Consider the following 20,972-nt stretch of genomic DNA (forward strand, 5'->3'; position numbering starts at 1 on the left):
ACTATAGTTTATGCACTCAAGAAAAGACGCGTTAAAACAAACTCCTTGTGATTCAATACTTCAGCACTAGTGAAACGTCCTTTAGCCGTTTGGAGAATAAAGTCAATAACTTCATCTGCAGATTCTTCTAACGTTTTCTCCAAGGTTAAAACGCCACTGCAATCTACGTCAATATGCTCTGCCATTACATCGCATGTATGTGGATTTGCGGAAATCTTAACAACTGGTTCAATGGGATTGCCAATAATATTGCCTTGTCCAGTAATAAAAAGATGTATTGCAGCACCAGCAGCCATCATCATGGTTACACATTCCGCCGCAGCTGAAGAAGTATTCATAAAGAATTTTCCTTTTGAAGGAGGAGCTTCACAATAATCTAAAACACCTTTCATTGGTGTTTTTCCTGCTTTCTGGATATTTCCCATAGCCTTCTCTTCAATGGTTGTTAATCCACCAGCAATATTACCTTGTGTTGGCTGGGAACCAAGTAAATCTGCACCCTGAGCATCAATCAAATCCATATATTTCTTATGCATTGCCAAATATTCTTGAGCGACTTCATCAGAAATAAAATGTTTAGCTAATACATGTTCACCCCCCGTTGTTTCAGGGGTCTCACCTATAATAACCGTTCCTCCATTTTCAACTAATTTATCTCCAACTACACCAGCAACAGGGTTACCAGCTAAACCTGACGTTGTATCAGATTCGCCACATTTAAAGCTAATGATAAGTTCACTTAGATCGCACTCAACTTTTTCTAGAGATGTTGCATAATGAACAAATTCTTTAGCTTTTTGAGAAGCCATTCTTATGGTTTCCAAATCACCATGATTTTCAATACCGAAATATGCCACAGGCTTGCCAGTTGCACTTATTCCTTTTGCAATATGTTCTGCCCAAATAGGTTCAATTCCAATAACAACAACTGCTGCTACATTAGGATTGGAACCTGCACCAATCAATGTCTTAAAATGCAGTTCCAAATCTTCCCCAAATTGTAATCGACCGTAAGGATGGGGCAGAGCCATTGTTCCAGCAATATTATTTGCTACAGCCTTACACGCTGCATTAGATAGATCATCTACTGGAAGAATAATAACATGGTTGCGTACCCCAACCATTCCATTGTCACGTCTGTAACCTTTAAATTTATGCACCATAATTCCACCTCTTTGTTCTCATATTATGCGTATGCACCCAATTACCCGTACGGAAATCTTGTGTTACCTCTCCTACGATCTCGCTGTATTTTATTAAATCCTCGCCTACTTTTTTGTCTTTCAAGGCAATTTTATGCCCTAAAGGGATGTCATTTAAGGCTTCAATTGTCATTCGATTATTTGTAGATAAATCTACGCCTATAACTTTTTCACCTTTTTTGATATCCTCAATTGCAACGCCAACATCGTCACCTTCAGCATGAATTAAAAACTTATGCTTTTCCATATAAACCTCCTATTGTCATAGATAAATTTATTTAAATCAGAACTCCTACAGGGGTAGGCACTGATAAAAATACATTGAAAGTTACATAGACAATTCCATCAACAACAAGACCTAGAACAATAGCCGAAACAACAGAGTGCTTACTTATGTTTTCTTCTAAATACAAGGTTCCAAACAAGATAAAAAGAAATGTTGAAACATAAAAGCCCAAAAATTGCATTCCTAAAATAAAAATCCCAGTCAAAACGATAACAACAAGCACTTGAATTAAACGTGCATTTTCAAATGGTTTTTCAAAAAATAGAGCAGACTTTCCTTGTATGGTTCGTAATAACATTATTAAGGTTAACCCTGCAGTTATTATAAGAAGGGCACGCGGGTAAATCTCTGCTGGAGGAGTTATTGTATTGGTCTGGAACCATGCTAAAAAACACAACAGCAAGATTATTCCGCCCATAATGTAGGTGGCTTTTTTCATGTTCATTTATCTATCACCTACTTTATTAAATTTCTTTTCCATTAATGGTGGTAAAAAAGCGGAGACAATGCAGCATACGATAAGCACCAATGAAATGGGTCGTAAGAAAAAGGTTTGAATAATCCCTTCAGAATTTGAAATTAAAAGCGACTGGCTAAATCCTTTTTCAATAATTGGCCCCAGTATAACCCCTAAAATTAAAGAGCCTGAGGATAATCCAATTTTAAAAACAAAATAGCCAATACTTCCGGAAATAAACATTACCATAACATCTAGCATACTATTACGGATAGCATAGCTTCCAATAACAGCAAGAACGGTAACCACTATAGCTATATAATGGCTGCGAACATTTAACACGCGTACAAAGATTCGCATACCAACTATGCCTACAGGAATTAGAAGTAAGTTTGCCAAAAACATACCTAATATAAAAGTATAAGCAACATCCGCATGCATTGAGAAAAGTTTAGGCCCTGGCGTAATACCATGCGCTAAAAGCCCTCCCATTAAAACTGCAGCAACGGGACTACCTGGAATACCTAATGCAAATAGTGGAATCAACGATGAACTGCAAACAGCATTATTGGATGATTCACTACTTGCAATACCAGCCATGGCTCCTTTACCAAATGCTTCCGGCTCTTTTGAAGCATTTTTAGAAACATCATAAGCAACAAATGCTGCAATATTTCCTCCTGCACCCGGCATAATTCCAACTATTGTGCCAATTAATGAAGATCGCAACAATAATAATTTGAATTTACTTATCAATTCTTTAGCCGTTTCCAAAACAACACCTGGCTGTGGAGTCGTCTTTGCAATATAGCTTTCATTTTCATCCACAAGTATCAATACTTGAGAAAAAGCAAATATACCAATCATAATGGCAATGCTATTTATTCCAGATGTTAAGGCATTGATGCCAAAGGTAAAACGTTCATGACCTGTCATCAAATCAATGCCAATAGTTGCAATTAGTAGACCTAACGATCCGGAGAGAATACCTTTTATAAAATTCTCTCTAGATAGAGATGAAATAATCGTTAGACCAAATATTGCTAACCAAAAATATTCCGGAGGCCCGAATCGTAAAGAAAATTTTGCAAGAGGTTCAGTAGCAGTGAATAAGAAAATATTACCGATGATTCCACCAAACGCAGAAGCTAGTAAAGCAATCGACAGCGCTTTAAGAGGTTTTCCCATTTTTGTCATTGGAAAACCATCAAAGGTAGTACATATAGCTGAAGGCGTCCCTGGAGTGTTTATTAAAATAGCCGAGTTGGAACCTCCGTATATAGCTCCTACATACATCCCACCCAGCATTAGAAGTCCTAATGCTGGGTCCATTCCAAATGTTAGCGGAACTAGTAATGCGACCCCCATCGTTGCTGATAGTCCTGGTAGAGTTCCAACAACAACGCCACCTGATAAAGACGCAATCATAATCAAAATACTAATTGGATGAAAAACATTTATTAATCCTGAAACTATATCTGTCATCATAATACATCCCTCAACTTATTATCCTTATGTCATTATTTTTTTAATAAATCAAAGGATTCTAGAAGTTCTTTATAACGAGTATTTTCCTTTTCAATGTTTTTTTCTAACTCTTCCCCTCCAACCCAGCATTCAGGCTGTCCAATGTTTTTCATTTCTTTTAAGTATTCCGGATTAGACGCAATGTTAGCAAAACCTTTGCGCAAAATTTCAAGTTTTTTCGGGTCTATACCTTTTGGGGTAGCAAATAATCTTGTTATTTCACTCTGGACATCATAGCCTTGCTCTTTAAACGTTTTGACGTCTGGCAACATTTCATGAGGTTTTTCGGTAGAAATGGCCAACATTTTATATTGTTCTTTATCTCGGGCCAAATCATTTAGATTTCCCATAATGACATCTACATGCCCACCTTGTAATGCAATGACTTGGTCAGCTGAACCTTCAAAAGGTACAATTTCAAATTCTACATTAGCTTTTTTCATTAAATCTAAAGCAGCCATGTAATTTCCTGTTAAAGTACCTACAGTACCAATGGTTAATTTTTTCTTCTTTGTTGCTTCTAAAACATCCTGTAAGGTGTTATATTCACTATCAGACTTAACTGCCAAAATTTGGGGGTCTTTAACCATTTCACCAATATAATCAAAATCTTTATAGGTAAATTGTGTTTCTCTGCCTAATGGCTGTAAAACAATATGTGGCATATTAATTGTTCCAATGGTATATCCATCATTGGGGGCTTGAGCCAACTCTGTAAAACCTTTTTCTCCTCCAGCACCTTCTTTATATTGAAAAATTAATCCTACACCGAATTCCTTTTTAAAATATTTCTCTACAATGCGCGCCTGTACATCGCTAGCCCCACCTGCTGTAAATGGTACAATCAGTGTAATATCCTTCTTAGGATATTCTTCATCTGACTTTCCTTCCGTTCCGCTAGAACACCCAACAAGAAATAGCAAAGTGACTATAAGTCCTGCTGATATTAATTTCTTCATAAATCTTCCTCCTCTTTGTAATATACGCTTCCATATCAACATTTCTTATTTTTATTATATCAGGTTTCATTTTATTCTCTATTTTCAAACTTCTACATAGCCTGTCAATGTTCTTAACATCACTTTTTATTTAATTTATATAATTTACGATTTTAAGACTAAATCCATACGGTTAATTATGTCCGTTTCTAAAAAATACTTGCTTTCACGAGGGAGCCAAATTTCTTCAAAATTTTTGAAGTTATTTTCTCCTTCTCTTTTTAATAATCGTCGTTTTTGTTGAATAGTTGATGTGATTAGTAATAATTCAAGATCATAATATATTTCAAAGATAGGCAAGCAAGAATAACTTCCTTCAATAATACTAATCGGTTTATATTTTAAATATATATCATTTTCATACCTTTGTTCTTTGCAGTTAAAGGGAGTGTAGTGAATATCTTTTTTTAAATAGATGGGTTTGAGTATTTCATTTAAAATCCTGGTTTTATTAATGTGAGGCGCTAAGCCATTATTTAAAGAGTTAACTATCCAAGGCTGATAAAAATCATCTATTGATATAACATTCGCTTTAATCCCATAATATTTTTTCAATTCTTTTGACAATGTCGTTTTCCCCGCGCCTGCCATACCATCAATTGCAACTACACAAAAATCTTGTTTCTTTACTTTATCATCAACTAATGAAATTATTTTTTTTAACACCGTATCCTACTCCTATTGACTCCTTTAGCAAAAAAGAACTTTTTAACACTTATGTAAATATATAAAGCTGCTCACCGAATTAGGTCAATGACCTTTGCCGGTGAACAGCTCTTTTTATTCATACTCCTTCATCACATCTTCCCGCAATTGAGCGGTCATGCTTGGAACATCAATTTTCATCGGGCAGCGCTCAATGCAGCGTCCGCACCGCAGGCAGTTGTATAAAACCGGCGTTGCTTCTTCCTTCTTGTCTTCCACGAAAGCGGTCCAAATGCCACCGATGCCACCCATATAGGTATGCCCGAAATGGCCTGCTGTCAATGCAAAAACCGGACATTCATACATACATCCGCCACAGCGCAAGCACAAAGCCGCTTCACGATACCGCGGGTCTGCAATCATCTCAGACCGGCCATTGTCCACAAAGATGACGTGGAATTCACGGGGTCCGTGCGCACCGTAGGTGGTTACTTTTTCAATGTCACCGGTCTTGCTTGGCCCGCTGATGACATTTAAGTACCCCGGTGCCCCATATTGACCATACCGCCAATTGACTTCACAAACCTTCATCGCATCCATAAAGGTCGGCACCAGCTTTTCAATGCCAACGACAGCTATGTGAACGGGTGGCACGCCTGTGCACAGACGAACATTGCCCTCATTTTCTATAATGGCAATTTGCCCGGTCTCGGCAGCCACAGCATTGGCCCCTGAAATGCCCACATCTGCGGTAAAGTATTTTTCACGCAAAAAGTCACGCACGGCAGCCACTTCTTCGGCAACGTCCGGCGCAATGTCACGTCCAAAGAACTTTGAAAAGATCTCCGCCACCTGTTCGCGCGGCATATGGATGGCCGGGGACATAATATGCATCGGGCGTTCATCTTTTAGCTGTAAAATGAATTCACCCAGATCGGTTTCCCAAACGTCATGACCCAACTTGGCCAATTCTTGCCGTAAATGGATTTCTTCACCGAGCATGCTCTTGCCTTTTACAATTTCACGGCGCGGACCGATGATCTCATGAATTTTAGCGATACAGTCGGCGCCATCTTTCGCAAAATGCGCTTGGCCGTGGTTGCGGCGAATGGCTTCAGAAGCCTCTTCCATGAGTTCCGGCCAGCGGGCTAAGGCGTCAAGCTTTATTTGCTTGACTTCTTCCGCCATTTTAACGGTATGCGGGTAGCGCTCCAGGGCATCCTCGACATTTTTTCGATAGGAAGCAATTGCGCGGCTTAAAGCCTTCTGGATATTTTCATCATTTGAAGCTTTTGTGATGTCCTCTGCATAGTCCGCTATTTGTTTTTTCATATTAGGCATCGCCATACCCCCTTGCCACAACCTCCACAAAGTCCTCCACCATTAAAAAGGGTTTATGCTTTTTAAGCGTCAATGCCGACAGGCAAAAGGGGCAGCTTACGATGGCATGCGTCGCTCCCGTCGTCGCCAATTCCTCTACCCGGCCCAAACCCAGTTTATGAGATAAGTCCGGATAAGTCATTTTGATGGGCCCGCCGCAGCAAGTCGTCCAGGCGCCACGTCTTTCCGGCTCAACATAAGAAATCTGCATGGCGTCTAAAATATCGCGCAATTCCTGGGAAACGCCCAGTTCTCTCGCCATTCGACAGGAATCGTGGAGGGCATAGACGGTATCGCTCTCACATACCGGCAATTGGTCCCGCTTGGCCCATACCATTTCAGGAAAAGTTTTGACGGTCAAGGCCGGAAAGTCTTTGTACTTGGGGTAAACCAGCTTAAATACTTCGGCCGCATGAGGCGACAGGCAAACAACCGTCTTGGCCTGGGTGCGGCGGAGATAGTCGCCAACCGTCCGGCTATAAGCGCCAAGTGCATCTTCAAAGCCCATCTCATGCAAGAGGGCCCCGCTATAAATTTCATTCGCCCCATCGTAGGCCAGATCATAGCCTAAATTCAACAAAATTTTAGCTGCTTTCCGGTTAATACCAAAGTAGCGTTCTTTATCCTGGGCAAAGACAGAGGCAAAAATTTTTTCCGGTGCCGGGCCAACCTTATGGACCAAGTCCCGTAAATTCATCATCCAGGAAAAAGCCGCACCACCTGGCTTGACCAGATCCATCACCGCCATTAAAGAGTCCAAAAAGGGCAACAGCTGATACTCCCCACCTGTATAAAACAGGATATCGCCTGTTTTCGGTAAATTTAAATCATCGGCCCAGGCCGCATTTTCTTTTGCGGAAACGGCCAGCGGATTTTTATAGGCCATGATATTGTCCCGCACCAGGGTCATTGTCTCAGGCAAATCCTTCTTTGACATTGTCAGCACCTCCATGCCTACCATTATAGAAAATAAATTTATAAATGAATAGGGTTCCAACGGCATAAAAAAAGACTTTGGACAAAAATCCAAAGTCAGCTCCCCGAGCTGGGCTCGAACCAGCAACCCTTCGGTTAACAGCCGAATGCTCTACCATTGAGCTATCGAGGAATAAGCAACCCAACCGCCGTAGCTTTATTGGCTGCTTATATAAAATACCACGCTCATGAAAAATTGTCAACTGCTTTACAGAGCATTTATCAGTTGCTGCGGGCCGACCCGGTCAAAGATAATAAACCGGTTCACAGCGATGGTCGGCATATAAATATTCCAGTTCTGATTTGTGATAGAGGAAGCCGGGGTCATCAAAATATTTGGCCCCTGTGGGACACTTTTTGATGCAGCCACAGCATTTCATACACTTGCCGGTCACTTCTGCCACCTGGTCCCAATCAATGGAGCCTAATGGGCAGACTTCCGCACAGCGCTTGCAGTCTGTACACAGATCCTGGTGGGTTTTCGGCTTGATGGCAATAAAGTTGATCTTGACGTCGTTTCGGTCGCGGGGGGTGTAGTAGGGTCTGTAGGGCACCTGCCCCGGCATCTCCGGCTCGCTAAAATCACCGGCGGCTACCTTTTCTGCCACCGCCTTGGCAAAGGCCGTCACCTGGGCCATGTCCGCTGCATCCGGCCGGTTGGCCGCCAACCGGGTGGAAAATGAGTGTTCGCCAACAAAGGCCCCACCTGCAATGACCTGCAAATCGCCTTTTTTCAGTAAATCGCGATGTTCCAGTAAGCAATCATCCACATTTCGATTGCCATACATGGAAATGCAGATGCTCCGCGCACCCTTGCCCTCAATTCGGTTCAAGTACGGCAGTAAAAGATTCGGTACCCGTCCGGCAATGGTCGGCAAACCGGATACGACAATATCCGTCGCTTCAAAACAAGGCCTTGCCTGACGCACCGCAGGTCGTGAATAATTGTAATCCACCAGCTCTCCAACACCCAAGTCTTGGGCCAGAACATCCGCAAAAAGATCAACCGTTTTTTTCGTTGTATCGGTGCCTGTAAAATAAAACTTCACAATCCGCATTGACCATGGCCTCCTTCTCCTGCCGCTCCATCTTCGATAAGGTCAGTATACTACAAACCGCTTGCTTTGGCTTAAATGGGTCCCGTTAAATAAGACGTCAGCAGCTGAAACTATGACGTCTGACGACGCCCACCGATGACCTCTGCCACAAAGGCCCCGCCTAAAATAAAAACCGCACCGGGAATTTGAAGGGCGTATAATTTTTCACCCAAGAGAAGCGCAGACAAGAAAAGGGCGGTCAAGGGTTCCAAGTATCCCAGTACAGCAATCGACTGCGCCGGCAGGCGGTTGATTGCCGAAAAGTATAAGAGGCAGGCAAAGCCGGTGCTGATTACACCCAAGAAGAAAATCCAGGGCCAATCTGACGGCGCAATGGAAAAATCGAAAGCACTCCGCACCGCCATAAAGGTGCAGACAGTGACCAAGCCTGCCAACAGCTGTACTTGCGTGTTGGCCAGTCCCGACAGGTCCTTGGCCTGCTTGTTGGCAATCACCATCAGCGCATAAGTGACCGCCGACAAAAGGCCGCAAGCCACGCCCCACCAATCGCCGCCAAAATTCAATTCGGTGCCGTTGATCAAGCAAACGCCCAAAAAGACAACTGCAAAAGCGGAGCACTTCAACCGCGTCAGGTGTTCCTTAAAAATCAAGGGCGATAGTGCCATCACCAGCACCGGGCCACAGGCATAAAGCAAGGAGGCAATGCCCACGCCTACACGGTCAAAGGCCTCGTATAGAAACAACCAGCTGACACCCATGGCCATCCCGGACAGGGTGACGTATAGAAGGTCTTTTGGGTACCGTATGAGTTCCCGTCCCTGGCGCCTTAAGAAGATAATCGTTAACAGGAAAAGGCTCCCCAAAGATAAACGGAAAAACACAATGGTAATGCTCGATTGCGCGATATGACTGGCGATAATGCCATTGCAACCAAACATAATAACAGAAAGCAAGTATAGAAAATAAGCTCGCCGCAGGTTCATCCTACCACCTCTTTCACTTCCCCTTTTTGCTGATCCTCCACAAAACCCTTGACCTCTACCAAGTCCACATCCTTTGTCTAAAAAAGCACGCTTATCAAATTCATCACATCGAATTTAACAAGCGTGCAAAGATAGGCTTAGCAAAAGCCGGTTTATCTCTTAAAAGCAATCGACGCAGTCAATTAGGCCTCTTCGTTTGTCAACACGTCAGCGCAACGATCGCAAAGGTCCGGGTGGTGATGGCCGACCGTCGTGCTGTACTTCCAACAGCGGGGACATTTTTCCCCTTCAGCAGGAAGAACCTGTAGGGTCAGGCCGGGAAGGAGATCGCTTGTCCACACGTCCCCGTTAACCGCTTCGACCATCTCAGCCTGGCTAACCAGGAGAAAATCTGCCAAATCATCGCCTAAAGCAGCAACATCTTGACGATAAACCGCCGTTTCACCGGTGAGGGCAAAAACAACTTTGGCGTCTAATGAATTGCCGATGGTTTTGTTTTGACGGGCCTCTTCCAAAGCTTTGGTGATTTCATTTCGGAAAGCAATGAGACGTTCCCAGTGCGAGGCAAAATCCTCGGAAACCGCCGGTGCCTGAACTTGCGGCCAGTCCATCAACTGAACGCTTTGCGGTTTATCCGCAACCGGCAAATAGCGGAAGACCTCTTCTGCCGTAAACGACAAAATGGGAGACAGGATGACATCCAAGGCCAGGGTGATATCGTATAAAACGGTCTGAGCGCTGCGACGATTTTTGCCATCCGTTTCATTAGCATACAGCCGGTCCTTGATGATGTTCAGATAAAAGGCCGATAAATCAATGGTGCAGAAATTATGCACCGCGCGATAAACTTGATGGAATTCATAATCCTCATAAGCCTTCTGCGCGTCCGCAATAATATCTTGCAGGCGCAGCATGGCCCATTTGTCCAAATTCGTCAGGTCATCCACGGCAACGCGATGCACCGACGGATCAAAGTCAGACAGGCTGCCCAACATAAACCGGAAGGTGTTCCGGATTTTCCGGTAGGCTTCACTGATCTGTTGCAGGATACCCTTGGAAACGGAGACATCGCCACGGTAATCTGCTGAAGCCACCCAAAGGCGTAAAATATCCGCCCCTTGCTGGTTGATGACTTCCAAAGGATCAACCCCATTGCCCAGAGACTTACTCATTTTCCGCCCTTGCTCGTCAACCAAAAAGCCGTGGGTCAACAATTGACGATAGGGTGCTTTGCCATTAACGGCAACCGAGGTACACAGGGAGGAGTTAAACCAACCCCGGTGCTGGTCGCTGCCTTCCAAATACAGGTCGGCCGGCCAGGACAATTCAGGACGCCGACGCAGCACCCCTTGATGGGTACTGCCTGAGTCAAACCAAACATCCATGATGTCCGTTTCTTTTGTAAAATGCCTACCGCCGCAAGCCGGGCAGGTGTAATTTTCCGGCAATAAGTCCTTCGCCTCATGGTTGAACCAAACATTCGCCCCATCTGCACGGAACAAGTCTTGCAAGTGGCTAATGGTCTCGTCATTGATAATGATTTCACCACAATCATCACAATAGAAGGCCGGGATGGGAACGCCCCAAATGCGTTGGCGGGAAATACACCAGTCGCCGCGGTCGCGAATCATATTATAAATGCGTTCTTTACCCCAGGCCGGCGTAAAGCGAATATCATGCTCAATGGCATCCAATGCATCTTGACGGAAGCCGTCAATGGAGGCGAACCACTGGGGGGTGGTGCGGAAAAAGGTCGGCGTTTTGCAGCGCCAACAGAGCGGATACTGGTGGCTGATGGTATTTTGATAAACCAGCATATCCCGGTCGACCAAATCCTTTAAAATCGCTTTGTTAGCGGTTTTCAAGTCCATGCCTTCAAAAGCACCGGCTTCAGCGGTCATGTAGCCCTCATCATCCACCGGGGATAAAATGGTCAAGCCATATTTCTGGCCAATGCCAAAGTCTTCCATCCCATGCCCGGGTGCCGTATGAACACAGCCGGTACCGGCATCGGTCGTGACGTGGGTCCCCAGGGCAACGATCCCTTCATCACCGCCGTAAGGGGTCATATACTGCATGTACTCCAGTTCGCTGCCCTTAAAGGTCTTCAAAATCTCCGGCTTTTCAGCGCTTTCAATGGTCTTGAGGACATCCTCTAAAAGGTCTTTTCCAATCAAATATTTCCGCTTGCCCAGCTGGACCAAATGGTAGTCCAAATCCGGATGCAAGGTCACGGCACGGTTGGCCGGCAGGGTCCAGGGGGTTGTTGTCCAGATTAAAATGTAGGCATCCGTTTTATCAAAATGGCCTTTGGCATCGGTAATTTTAAAGGCAACATAAATTGACGGCGACGTTTGCTCGCCATATTCAATTTCAGCTTCAGCCAAGGCGGTGTGGTCATGGGGGCACCAGTGAACCGGCTTGCTGCCCTTATAAATATAGCCTTTCTTTGCCATTTCACCGAAAACACCGATTTCTTCGGCCTCAAAATCCGGCGACAGGGTCAGATAAGGGTGGTCCCAATCACCACGCACGCCCAAACGTTTGAATTCATCCCGTTGAATGTCCACAAATTTAAGCGCGTAATCACGGCAGGCATCACGGAAGGCAACCGGGTCGCTGTTTTTCGCATCCAAGCCGACGTTCTCAATGGCTTTCAATTCAATCGGAAGGCCATGGGTATCCCAGCCAGGCACATAGGGGGGCAAATAGCCTTGAAGGCTCTTTGACTTGTTGATCATATCCTTTAAGACCTTATTCATCGTATGGCCTAAATGCAAATGGCCATTGGCATAGGGCGGGCCATCGTGAATGATAAACTTCTCATGTCCGGCATTTTTGGCCATCACCAACTTATTCAAATCAATGTCTTCCCAAAACTTTAGGGTATCCGGCTCTCTTTTGGCCAAATTGCCTCGCATGGGGAAGTCTGTTTTCGGCAAATTCAAGGTATTGCCGTAAGCTTTTTCTTTTTCACTCTTCGCCATATGAACACCTCTTCCATAAAATAAAAAATCGCCCCTCAAAAGGGACGATTTAACTCGCGGTACCACCCTCATACCGTTTAATCAACGGCACTCGACTATTGTATAACGCCAATAAAACGGCTTCCCTACTCAATCGTTCAGGTCGCAGCTCAAGGAGGATAAGCAAGCAGGTCGGCTCTCTGCCTTCCACCACCGCAGAGTCGCTGTAGCCGATAAACTCTTACTCCTGTTCCCATCAATGCTTTGTTCTATAATAGTCAATTGATATGCGCTTGTCAACACTTATAAGTACAGTTCAATGAGAAGTTTTCGGTTGTCCTTTTTAGTGACACCGGTAATCTCTCCAATGCGAATCCGCCCCTGGCCCCGCACGGCCAATAAATCGCCCGGCTGCAGCAGCTGATGGCTACGCCATTCCACATCATGATTGATGCGGACGCGGCCCGCTTCAATCAATTCATTGCACTGGCGGCGCGACAAGTGAAAGGCCTTGGCCATAACCGCGTCCAGACGCATACCGGGGACAATAATTTCCACCGTTTCCGTCTTTACCTCCGGCGCAAGCCAGGTTGAAAGATCGCGCGGTTTAATTTGTACCGGGACATGGCGTACCCGCAAATCTGCCAGGGCTAAATAAGAAGTCAGGTCTGCATCAATAAAAAATTCGCATCCCCCGTCACGCACCAAAATATCCCCCATTTTATCCCGGGTAAATCCCAGCGATAAAATGGCGCCCAGGTAGTCGCGATGATCTGCTTTTAAATATTTTACCGGACCGTCTAGAGCCATGAGCTGAATGTTAAAATCCTCATCTGTAATATCTTCCAGCATAGAAAAAGCCAAGCGAACCCGCTCGGCTCCTTCCCAGCCTCCCCAAAGGCGGGTGTATAGATCTGTTTGGCGCAGCATCGGTAAAAAATCTTCTGCCTGTTCACGTGGCATAAAATCGGTAATAACCGGCTGCCAGGTTTTTTGCGCCTGATGCATCAGATCCTGTAGTCGGCGCAGCTTGACTTCATCACTCATAAGGACGACACCCCGTAAATCAGCTGCAAAAGAATTTGATTCACTGCAATGCGCGCAAAAGCGACCAGCATATAAGCAATCAATGGCGTAAAGTTCAAGGGCGCCAAGAAGGCAGCCGGCATAAAACGCTCAATCAAGCGAAAGAAGGGGTCTGTCAAATCACCGATAAAGGTTACAATACGGCTGCTTTGATCAATCGGCAACCAGGTCATAAAGGCACGAATAACAATCATAATCTGGTAAAGACGAAAGGCCAAGTTTACCGCATCATAAAATATAGTTCCAAAAGTCAATTTTTCACCGCTTCTCTATTGAGATATTTTCAAGGTTTGAGCATAGCTTGCCATCACCGCATCAATCAAACCACTACGTACACCGGCTTTCTCCATGGCGCAAATACCGGCAATGGTCGTGCCGCCGGGAGAGGTCACCTTATCCTTCAGACAGGCCGGGTGAGCCCCGTCTTGAAGGGCCAATTCGGCAGATCCTTTCATGGTTTGGGCAGCAATTTCATAACTGACGGCCCGAGGTATCCCAAGCGCTACCAGCGCATCTGAGCAGGCTTCCAAAATTTGAAAGAAAAAGGCCGGCCCACAGCCATTAACCGTCCCGGCCTTGTCCAGGCTCGCTTCATCCAGGATAACCGTCCGGCCGATGGTCGTCAAAAAACCTTCTGCCCACTTGATGTCCCCGTCGTCAAGACCCGGATTGGGCGCCATAATGCTCATGGAGGCGCCTACGGATGCAGCCACATTAGGCATGACCCGGATCAAGCGGTCATGTCTCACCAGCTCAGCTAAACGCGCCAGCGGTGTCCCGGCCAAAATGGACAGCACCAAGGGGGTGGCGTGCGAACTGCGCAAATCTGCCGCTACAGCCTCCAACTGTTGAGGCTTGACAGCCAGTACGACGGCATCGCTGGTCTCATACAAAGCGGCATTATCCGGCATAAAGGTCAGGCCCCATTCTTCTGCAAAAGCGCGCCCATGTGATTCATTGCGTTGGGAAAAAGCGATGGCATAATCCGCTCCATCGCTTAAAACGGCTTTAATCATGGCTTGTGCCATAGCGCCGCAGCCTATAAATCCAAGCTTCATAATTTAAAAATCACCCTTGCCCCGCTGATGATTGACCCATTCGGCAATGGTCGGTCCATAATCTCCGTCATTTAAACTGCCGCGCAATTCGTTTTCCAGGCTTACTGATGGCGGAACCGCTACAAAAATAGCCCCTCGGTCATTGATTTTTTGGATGGACCCGTTCAAGGCAAAAATAGCCCCACTGACGAAGTTAACAATATTGACCGCTTCCTCCACCTGGCATTCATGCAAATCGAAAACAACAACACGATTGTCCAAAAGGTAGCGCGTAATCGTCTGCGCTTCTTCAAACCGCATCGGCTGCAACAATACAATTTTCATATCATCACCACCGCTGTAAGAGGCCTCTTCCGTTGCAATGGGAAAGCTCTCCCGGAAGCGGCTGACCGGCGAAAAGCGACGTTCTTCTGTCTGGACCGGCGCATCATACGATTCGTAATAGTCGTTATGATAATCGTCTTCCAATTGTGCGTTTTCATCTTCTGCGTCTACAAAACCCACAAGATCCAATAATTTTTTACCTATAGCCATGCTCTGACCCCCAAGTTATTTCTTTCCGAAAATAGCGCTTCCGATGCGTACCATCGTAGCTCCTTCTTCAATAGCAACGTCATAATCACCACTCATCCCCATGGACAAATGGGTCATTGATACATTTGGTATTTCTAAAGTTTGATACTCTTTAAACATCTCATAAAGTCCTTTAAAATAAGGACGCAACTCATTTTTATCCTCTAAATTTGGCGCAATGAACATCAAACCTTCACAACGCAAATGAGGAAACTCAGCAAATCTTTCCAGAAATGCCTTCACTTCTTCCGGTGGCATACCGTATTTTTGCTCTTCTCCGGCCATATTCACCTGAACCAGCACCGATACGGTAACATCTTTGGCGGCAGCTCTTTTTTCAATTTCCTGCGCCAATCGTTCACTGTCTAAGGATTGAATCATCGCCACCCGGCCAACAATTTGCCGAACCTTATTGGTCTGTAAATGACCGATGACATGAAAAGGTACCTGTTCATCTTCCAGCGCATCCAGTTTGGGCAGCAATTCTTGGATCCTGTTTTCACCAAAGACCCTTGCACCGGCCGCCTGGGCTTCACGAATTTCATCTACGCTGTGAAACTTACTAACGGCCACAAGCGTCACTGGTAAATCAGGATGAGGACTCTTAGCGCGCGCCGCCTCAATTTTTTCTTGAATCCTTGCAATATTTTCTTGAATAGACAATATCAACCCTCACTTTAATATTTCACCTTCACGCACGCGTTCAGGCGTAGTGATAATGGTCGTTCCTTTTGGCAGAATATCACAGGTCACCTTATTTTTTGTCTTATGGATGACATGAACGCGCTGCCATTTGACCATCCCGTTATCCAGGGTATAAATGCCCGGTATTTTTCGACCTGACTGACCCGTTTTCATCATCAGGGTCGCTTGGTCAAGTTTGAGAACGCCTTGTTCTCGCTTATAAGCCTCCGCCTGAACGACACGTTCCAATAAAAACATATCACTCATAGGGCCTAAGTTAAGCCTTGCCCAACTTTTTCCATTTTTATCTTTATCCACGCTAAGCACATAGGCCCGGACATCATCTCCTGTATCCGGAAAGCGAATTCGGATAACTTCATCAGCTTTTTTAATCACATGGTTGTTTTTATCTGAAAACGAAAAATACAAGACCACCGGTTTCAAATTATCAATAACGGCTGCGCAAACGGTACCGCGGGTGACATCCCGTTTACCGAAGCTTTCTTTAGCCTTGCTTTTGTCGTCTTCATAAATGCTTTTTAAATCTAAGCCCTCAATCGTGTCCGGGTCATCAACGCTTTCATAACCGTCAATGGCATAATTGACAATGCCGGCGATCGGCGCCAGATACTCTTTTTTGTATTTCTTTTCGTTTTTATCAGATGTATACAATAAATCCGCGATAAGTTGCTTTTTAGCAACACGTTCGCCCTGTTCAGCACGCGGCTCATATGTCCCGTCATGCTGAACTTTTATAAGCTCTGTTTCAGCATATATATAACCATACCCCTGAACTTTTAAATCTCGGGTTTCACTGTCTATCACAACTGTTTCCACCAGAGAATGGTTAATTTTTGTATAGATGGCGCTGCCGGCCACCCAGATGAGAAGGATGGCCATAATAATCACCACAACGCGATGCACCGGATGCCAATTGGCAAGGGGCAATTGCCGTTTCATCAATAGACTGACCCTCCCATTCTAAAGCAAATTTCACCATTCATTATATAACAAATGGACCCTCAATGTATACCATTTATCGTCCAGATGCTGATTTTCGACAACATAAAAAATGCCTCAGTGGCAACCTGAGACATTTTTTAAATTATAAACGTCGAGCGCCAGGCCCCTGGCAAGGCCGGGTTAAAATATTTTGCCAAACGATGCCCTTGGCAATTTCTTCCGGCTTCATAACAAGATGAACCTGAGCCGACAAGGGCGAGGCTTGATCTAAATTTTCCACCTGAACATTAATGGCCCGGTCGGCATACCGACTGCGCAACCTGGTTTTTCGACGTCCCGGAGCTTCAACCGACGCCTGGTCACCTGACTGCCTTTTCAAATCATTTTTCGGCAAAGATCCTTTCGCCGGCTTTTGGTCGCTTGAGATGGTCTTCAAGGGCGCGACTGCTTTTGCCGTCACTTCACGTGCCTTCCGTTCAGCAGCTTTACTGCTGGCCGGAGAAAGGGGCCTTGGTGGTAGGGGCAAGGATTTGTTCGGTGTTTTTTTTGCCGATGATTTTTTCCCGCTTGACCGCTTATGAGGATGTTTATTCGCCGTTACCGGCTTATTTTTAGCCGGACTGGTCAGTGAGGAGCCCTGTTTCGCCTGCTTTTTCTTTTTATTCTTGTTAAACTCATCTATGACCGGCTTAAACATAACAAAAAGAATGAACAAGAAAAGCAAATCCCCAATCCCAGCAAAAATAAGCCCTCCAGCCTGGTCAAAGGGCAAGAAAAGATTGACCCCGGCATCCATTAGAGATTGCCCTGTCCGTCATCGTTTGCCTGACCGATTTGACGCCGCATACCGGTGTCCGCTTGAACGTTCATCATATTGTAGTAGTCCATGACCCCAAGATGACCACTACGGAAGGCTTCCGCCATGGCTTGTGGCACCTCAGCTTCAGCTTCAACCACCTTGGCCTTCATTTCTTGGACCTTGGCTTTCATTTCCTGCTCAGTTGCGACGGCCATAGCGCGACGTTCTTCCGCCTTGGCCTGGGCAATATTTTTATCCGCTTCCGCCTGATCCATCTGCAGTTCAGCACCAATGTTGCGCCCAACATCAACATCGGCGATATCAATGGACAGGATTTCAAAAGCCGTCCCGGCATCCAAGCCTTTGGCCAATACGGTTTTCGAAATGCTGTCCGGATTTTCCAAAACCTGGTTGTGGTTTTCCGAGCTCCCGACGGTGGAGACAATCCCTTCGCCAACGCGGGCAATAATGGTCTCTTCGCCGGCGCCACCGACCAAGCGGTCAATATTGGCCCGCACCGTAACACGGGCGGTCACGACCACTTGAATGCCGTTTTTCGCCATGGCAGCAATGGGATCTGTTGTAATAACCTTTGGGGTAACGGAAATGATCACCGCTTCCCGCACATCACGACCGGCCAGATCAATGGCAGCCGCTCTGGAGAAATCAATGTCAATACCGGCACGTTCTGCAGCAATCAAGGCATCCACCACCCGGTCCACATCACCGCCGGCCAAAAAATGCGCTTCCAGCTTTGAAATATCAATGCCCAGGCCGGCCTTGGTCGCCTTAATCAAAGGCAAGACAATCGTCTGTGGCCGCACACGGCGCAACCGCATCCCAATCAGATTGGCCAAGCTGACCTTGACATTGGCCGCCATGGCCGAAATCCATAAACCGACTGGAATAAAATATACAAACAAAGAAAATACAACGAGAACGACAAAGGCTAGAAATAAAACCAGGGCAAATCCGGCTGTCATACCTTCCTCCTTAATTGTCTTCTGATATCATGCGTACAATGAGCCAAGTCCCATCCCGTGCAACCACTTCAACGGGACTGCCTTTAGAAATGAAATCACCGCGCGTGGTCACATCTACACGTTCATCATCTGCAGTAACCATCGTACCGGCCGGTCTGAGGTCGGTCAGCGCGTGACCCTTTAAACCGATATAGGCTTGCAAGGCTTTTCCGGTAGACACAAACCCTTCTTCTGTGCTCAAGGATTGTCGGAGATTAAATTTTTCCATTTTGCGGCTTCGCTTCGCCACTTTCACAACCAAGGGAATAATGATTGCCATGACGACAACCGTCACCGCCATCTTTGGTAAGGCATCTGCCAGGTTGTCTTCACTCAGGTAGACCCCAATGAGGATGCATAAGGCTCCGGTAATACCGAAGACGCCAAACCCGGGCACAAAGACTTCCACTAAGATTAGCACTAATCCCAAAACGAAAAAAGCAATCGGCAAAAAATCCATCTGCCCCTCCTCCCGTCTTGTTTATTCCACGGTAACACTTTTAGCCAAGTTGCGCGGCTGATCAATATCGCAACCACGAGCATCGGCGGTATAGTAGGCCAGCAATTGGAGCGGAATGGCCGCTAAAATCGGCGACATCAAATCCAAGCAAGCCGGAATCAAAAAGCGCTGATCCAGGTCATCAGAAATAGGCGCATGATTTTCTTTCAAAAGGCATAAAATACGGCCGTTGCGGGCTTTTATTTCATTCACGTTAGACATGGTCTTTTCAAATGTTTTTTCCTGCAAGGCAATGGCCACAAAGGGGGTGTCTTCTGTTACCAAGGCTAGGGTGCCATGCTTGAGCTCCCCGGCTGCGTAAGCCTCAGCATGAATGTAAGAAATCTCTTTGATTTTTAAGGCGCCTTCTTGCGCCACAGCCCAGTCAGCGCCGCGACCAATGTAAAACAAATGCTCCGTATCCACCAAGGTGCGGCTCAGGGCTTGAACCTCTGCCTTTTTGTCATCGGTTAAAAGCCTTTCAGCCTGTTCCGGCAATTTTTCCAGGGCACGCAGGAGGTCTTGATGGGCACTCATTTGGAAACGCCCTGCCTTGTCTCCCAAGTAAAAGGCCAGCAAGTACAAGGCAATCAACATGGCCGTATAAGCCTTCGTAGAGGCCACAGAGATTTCCGGACCGGCCCACAGGTACAAGACCTGATCGGCTTCTCGGCTGATAGCACTGCCGACAACATTGGTAATGGCAATGGTTGTGGCGCCACGTTTTTTTGCTTCACGCAGTGCTTCCAGAGTGTCGGCTGTTTCGCCAGATTGACTGATTAAAATCACCAAGCTGTGCTCATCAAGCATGGGGTTGCGGTAGCGGAATTCCGATGCAACTTCTACGTTGACCGGAATTTGGAGGGTCATTTCAAGAAGGTCTTTGCCGACCAGACCGCTATGATAGGCCGTACCACAAGCTATAATGTCCACATGATGCCAATTTCGAATTTGCTCCGCCGTCAGGGTAAATTCTTTAAAAGTAACTGCGTCTTGGCCAATCCGTCCGGTCATCACACGCCGAAACGTTTCCGGCTGCTCATGAATTTCTTTGAGCATATAATGGGCATAGCCCTCTTTTTCAGCAGACTGTTCTTCCCATTCAATATGAACCTTCTCCCGCGTGCAGGGTTTGCCATCAGCATCCAGAATGGTATATTCTGTACCGGTTAAAGTGGCGATATCGCCGTTTTCCAGGTAAATGCAGTCACGTGTATGCTTCAATAAGGCCGGTACCCCGGAGGCCACCATCATTTCACCGTCGCCGATGCCGAGCACCAGCGGGCTGTTCATGCGACAAACCACCATCGTTTCCGGCTCATCTGCGCAAATAATGGCCAAGGCATAAGAACCACGCACCTCTGCTAGGGCTTGACGAACGGCCTCAGTTAAATTGCCCTTGTAAAAATGAGCGATCAAGTGGGCGATGACCTCACTGTCTGTATCGCTTTTGAAGGTTTCACCTTTCAAATACCGGTCCTTTAACGCCTCATAGTTTTCAATAATCCCGTTATGGACCAAGGCAATTTTCCCATCAGCGCTTTGGTGGGGATGGGCATTATCACGTGTCGGACGCCCATGCGTTGCCCAGCGGGTATGGCCAATGGCCATATCGGAAACGATTGGTTCGGCGGCCAAGGCTGCCTCCAAGGCACTTAATTTACCCGGTTCTTTAACAACATGCATAACGCCATTCATCACACCGGCAATCCCGGACGAGTCATAGCCGCGATATTCCAAACTGTGCAAGCCGTCGACAACAACGTCTTGCGCTCCATCATGACCGATGTATCCAACTATTCCACACATAA

Annotated in this window: 21 protein-coding genes, 1 tRNA gene and 1 other annotated feature; all 22 genes read right to left on the reverse strand. The window is 46.0% G+C overall.

Annotated elements, in window-relative coordinates:
- Positions 1-8: 8 nt before the first annotated feature.
- The 22 genes from BLQ16_RS01370 to glmS all read right to left on the reverse strand — a co-directional run bounded on the left by BLQ16_RS01370 (position 9) and on the right by glmS (position 20,970).
- Complete coding sequence (locus BLQ16_RS01370; RefSeq protein ID WP_091790956.1) at positions 9-1,163, reverse strand: UxaA family hydrolase; 1,155 nt, start codon at positions 1,161-1,163, stop codon at positions 9-11.
- The gene (locus BLQ16_RS01375; RefSeq protein WP_091790957.1) at positions 1,153-1,449 is read right to left on the reverse strand and encodes a UxaA family hydrolase; all 297 of its coding nucleotides are present in this window, start codon (positions 1,447-1,449) and stop codon (positions 1,153-1,155) included. Before BLQ16_RS01375 ends, BLQ16_RS01370 begins: the two co-directional genes overlap by 11 nt.
- A gap of 31 nt (positions 1,450-1,480) precedes the next feature.
- Positions 1,481-1,933, reverse strand: a complete 453-nt coding sequence (locus BLQ16_RS01380; protein WP_091790958.1) for a tripartite tricarboxylate transporter TctB family protein — start codon at positions 1,931-1,933, stop codon at positions 1,481-1,483.
- Entirely contained in the window at positions 1,934-3,433 is a 1,500-nt protein-coding gene (locus BLQ16_RS01385) for a tripartite tricarboxylate transporter permease (protein WP_091790959.1), read from the reverse strand.
- A 32-nt stretch (positions 3,434-3,465) separates the two neighbouring features.
- Positions 3,466-4,431, reverse strand: coding sequence for a tripartite tricarboxylate transporter substrate binding protein (locus BLQ16_RS01390; protein WP_091790960.1), 966 nt, complete (start codon positions 4,429-4,431; stop codon positions 3,466-3,468).
- Between the two features lie 144 nt (positions 4,432-4,575).
- A complete protein-coding gene (locus tag BLQ16_RS01395; protein ID WP_091790961.1) occupies positions 4,576-5,136 on the reverse strand; it encodes a hypothetical protein in 561 nt (186 codons plus the stop codon).
- Positions 5,137-5,250: 114 nt separating this feature from the next.
- On the reverse strand, positions 5,251-6,456 hold the full coding sequence (locus tag BLQ16_RS01400) for an LUD domain-containing protein (RefSeq protein ID WP_091790962.1): 1,206 nt from the start codon (positions 6,454-6,456) through the stop codon (positions 5,251-5,253).
- Positions 6,449-7,432, reverse strand: a complete 984-nt coding sequence (locus tag BLQ16_RS01405; protein WP_091790963.1) for a heterodisulfide reductase-related iron-sulfur binding cluster — start codon at positions 7,430-7,432, stop codon at positions 6,449-6,451. Before BLQ16_RS01405 ends, BLQ16_RS01400 begins: the two co-directional genes overlap by 8 nt.
- A 99-nt stretch (positions 7,433-7,531) precedes the next feature.
- Positions 7,532-7,603 (reverse strand) — tRNA-Asn (locus BLQ16_RS01410).
- 112 nt (positions 7,604-7,715) lie between these two features.
- Positions 7,716-8,528, reverse strand: a complete 813-nt coding sequence (locus BLQ16_RS01415; RefSeq protein WP_091790964.1) for a 4Fe-4S binding protein — start codon at positions 8,526-8,528, stop codon at positions 7,716-7,718.
- 110 nt (positions 8,529-8,638) lie between these two features.
- Positions 8,639-9,511 (reverse strand): DMT family transporter, encoded by an 873-nt coding sequence (locus tag BLQ16_RS01420; protein WP_091790965.1) that lies wholly within the window; start codon positions 9,509-9,511, stop codon positions 8,639-8,641.
- A 182-nt stretch (positions 9,512-9,693) separates the two neighbouring features.
- On the reverse strand, positions 9,694-12,498 hold the full coding sequence (gene ileS, locus BLQ16_RS01425) for an isoleucine--tRNA ligase (protein ID WP_091790966.1): 2,805 nt from the start codon (positions 12,496-12,498) through the stop codon (positions 9,694-9,696).
- A 37-nt stretch (positions 12,499-12,535) separates the two neighbouring features.
- Positions 12,536-12,746 (reverse strand) — a binding site (T-box leader).
- A gap of 34 nt (positions 12,747-12,780) precedes the next feature.
- Positions 12,781-13,524, reverse strand: coding sequence for a YlmH family RNA-binding protein (locus BLQ16_RS01430; protein ID WP_091790967.1), 744 nt, complete (start codon positions 13,522-13,524; stop codon positions 12,781-12,783).
- Positions 13,521-13,817 carry a YggT family protein gene (locus tag BLQ16_RS01435; protein WP_091790968.1) on the reverse strand — a complete coding sequence of 99 codons (297 nt, stop codon included), beginning with the start codon at positions 13,815-13,817 and terminating at the stop codon, positions 13,521-13,523. Before BLQ16_RS01435 ends, BLQ16_RS01430 begins: the two co-directional genes overlap by 4 nt.
- A gap of 15 nt (positions 13,818-13,832) precedes the next feature.
- The gene (gene proC, locus BLQ16_RS01440; protein ID WP_091790969.1) at positions 13,833-14,621 is read right to left on the reverse strand and encodes a pyrroline-5-carboxylate reductase; all 789 of its coding nucleotides are present in this window, start codon (positions 14,619-14,621) and stop codon (positions 13,833-13,835) included.
- A 3-nt stretch (positions 14,622-14,624) separates the two neighbouring features.
- Positions 14,625-15,155, reverse strand: coding sequence for a cell division protein SepF (locus BLQ16_RS01445; RefSeq protein WP_091790970.1), 531 nt, complete (start codon positions 15,153-15,155; stop codon positions 14,625-14,627).
- A gap of 15 nt (positions 15,156-15,170) precedes the next feature.
- Entirely contained in the window at positions 15,171-15,857 is a 687-nt protein-coding gene (locus tag BLQ16_RS01450; RefSeq protein WP_091790971.1) for a YggS family pyridoxal phosphate-dependent enzyme, read from the reverse strand.
- 9 nt (positions 15,858-15,866) lie between these two features.
- Positions 15,867-16,838 carry an HlyD family efflux transporter periplasmic adaptor subunit gene (locus BLQ16_RS01455; RefSeq protein ID WP_091790972.1) on the reverse strand — a complete coding sequence of 324 codons (972 nt, stop codon included), beginning with the start codon at positions 16,836-16,838 and terminating at the stop codon, positions 15,867-15,869.
- 145 nt (positions 16,839-16,983) lie between these two features.
- Positions 16,984-17,637, reverse strand: a complete 654-nt coding sequence (locus BLQ16_RS01460) for a hypothetical protein (RefSeq protein WP_091790973.1) — start codon at positions 17,635-17,637, stop codon at positions 16,984-16,986.
- On the reverse strand, positions 17,637-18,623 hold the full coding sequence (gene floA / locus BLQ16_RS01465) for a flotillin-like protein FloA (RefSeq protein WP_091790974.1): 987 nt from the start codon (positions 18,621-18,623) through the stop codon (positions 17,637-17,639). The genes BLQ16_RS01460 and floA overlap by 1 nt, the downstream gene beginning before the upstream one ends.
- 10 nt (positions 18,624-18,633) lie before the next feature.
- Positions 18,634-19,122 (reverse strand): NfeD family protein, encoded by a 489-nt coding sequence (locus BLQ16_RS01470; protein ID WP_091790975.1) that lies wholly within the window; start codon positions 19,120-19,122, stop codon positions 18,634-18,636.
- Positions 19,123-19,143: 21 nt separating this feature from the next.
- Positions 19,144-20,970: a glutamine--fructose-6-phosphate transaminase (isomerizing) gene (gene glmS / locus BLQ16_RS01475; protein WP_091790976.1), complete on the reverse strand. Its 1,827-nt coding sequence runs from the start codon at positions 20,968-20,970 to the stop codon at positions 19,144-19,146.
- Between the last annotated feature and the right edge of the window lie 2 nt (positions 20,971-20,972).

The organism is Peptococcus niger (assembly GCF_900101835.1).
Taxonomy (GTDB): domain Bacteria; phylum Bacillota; class Peptococcia; order Peptococcales; family Peptococcaceae; genus Peptococcus; species Peptococcus niger.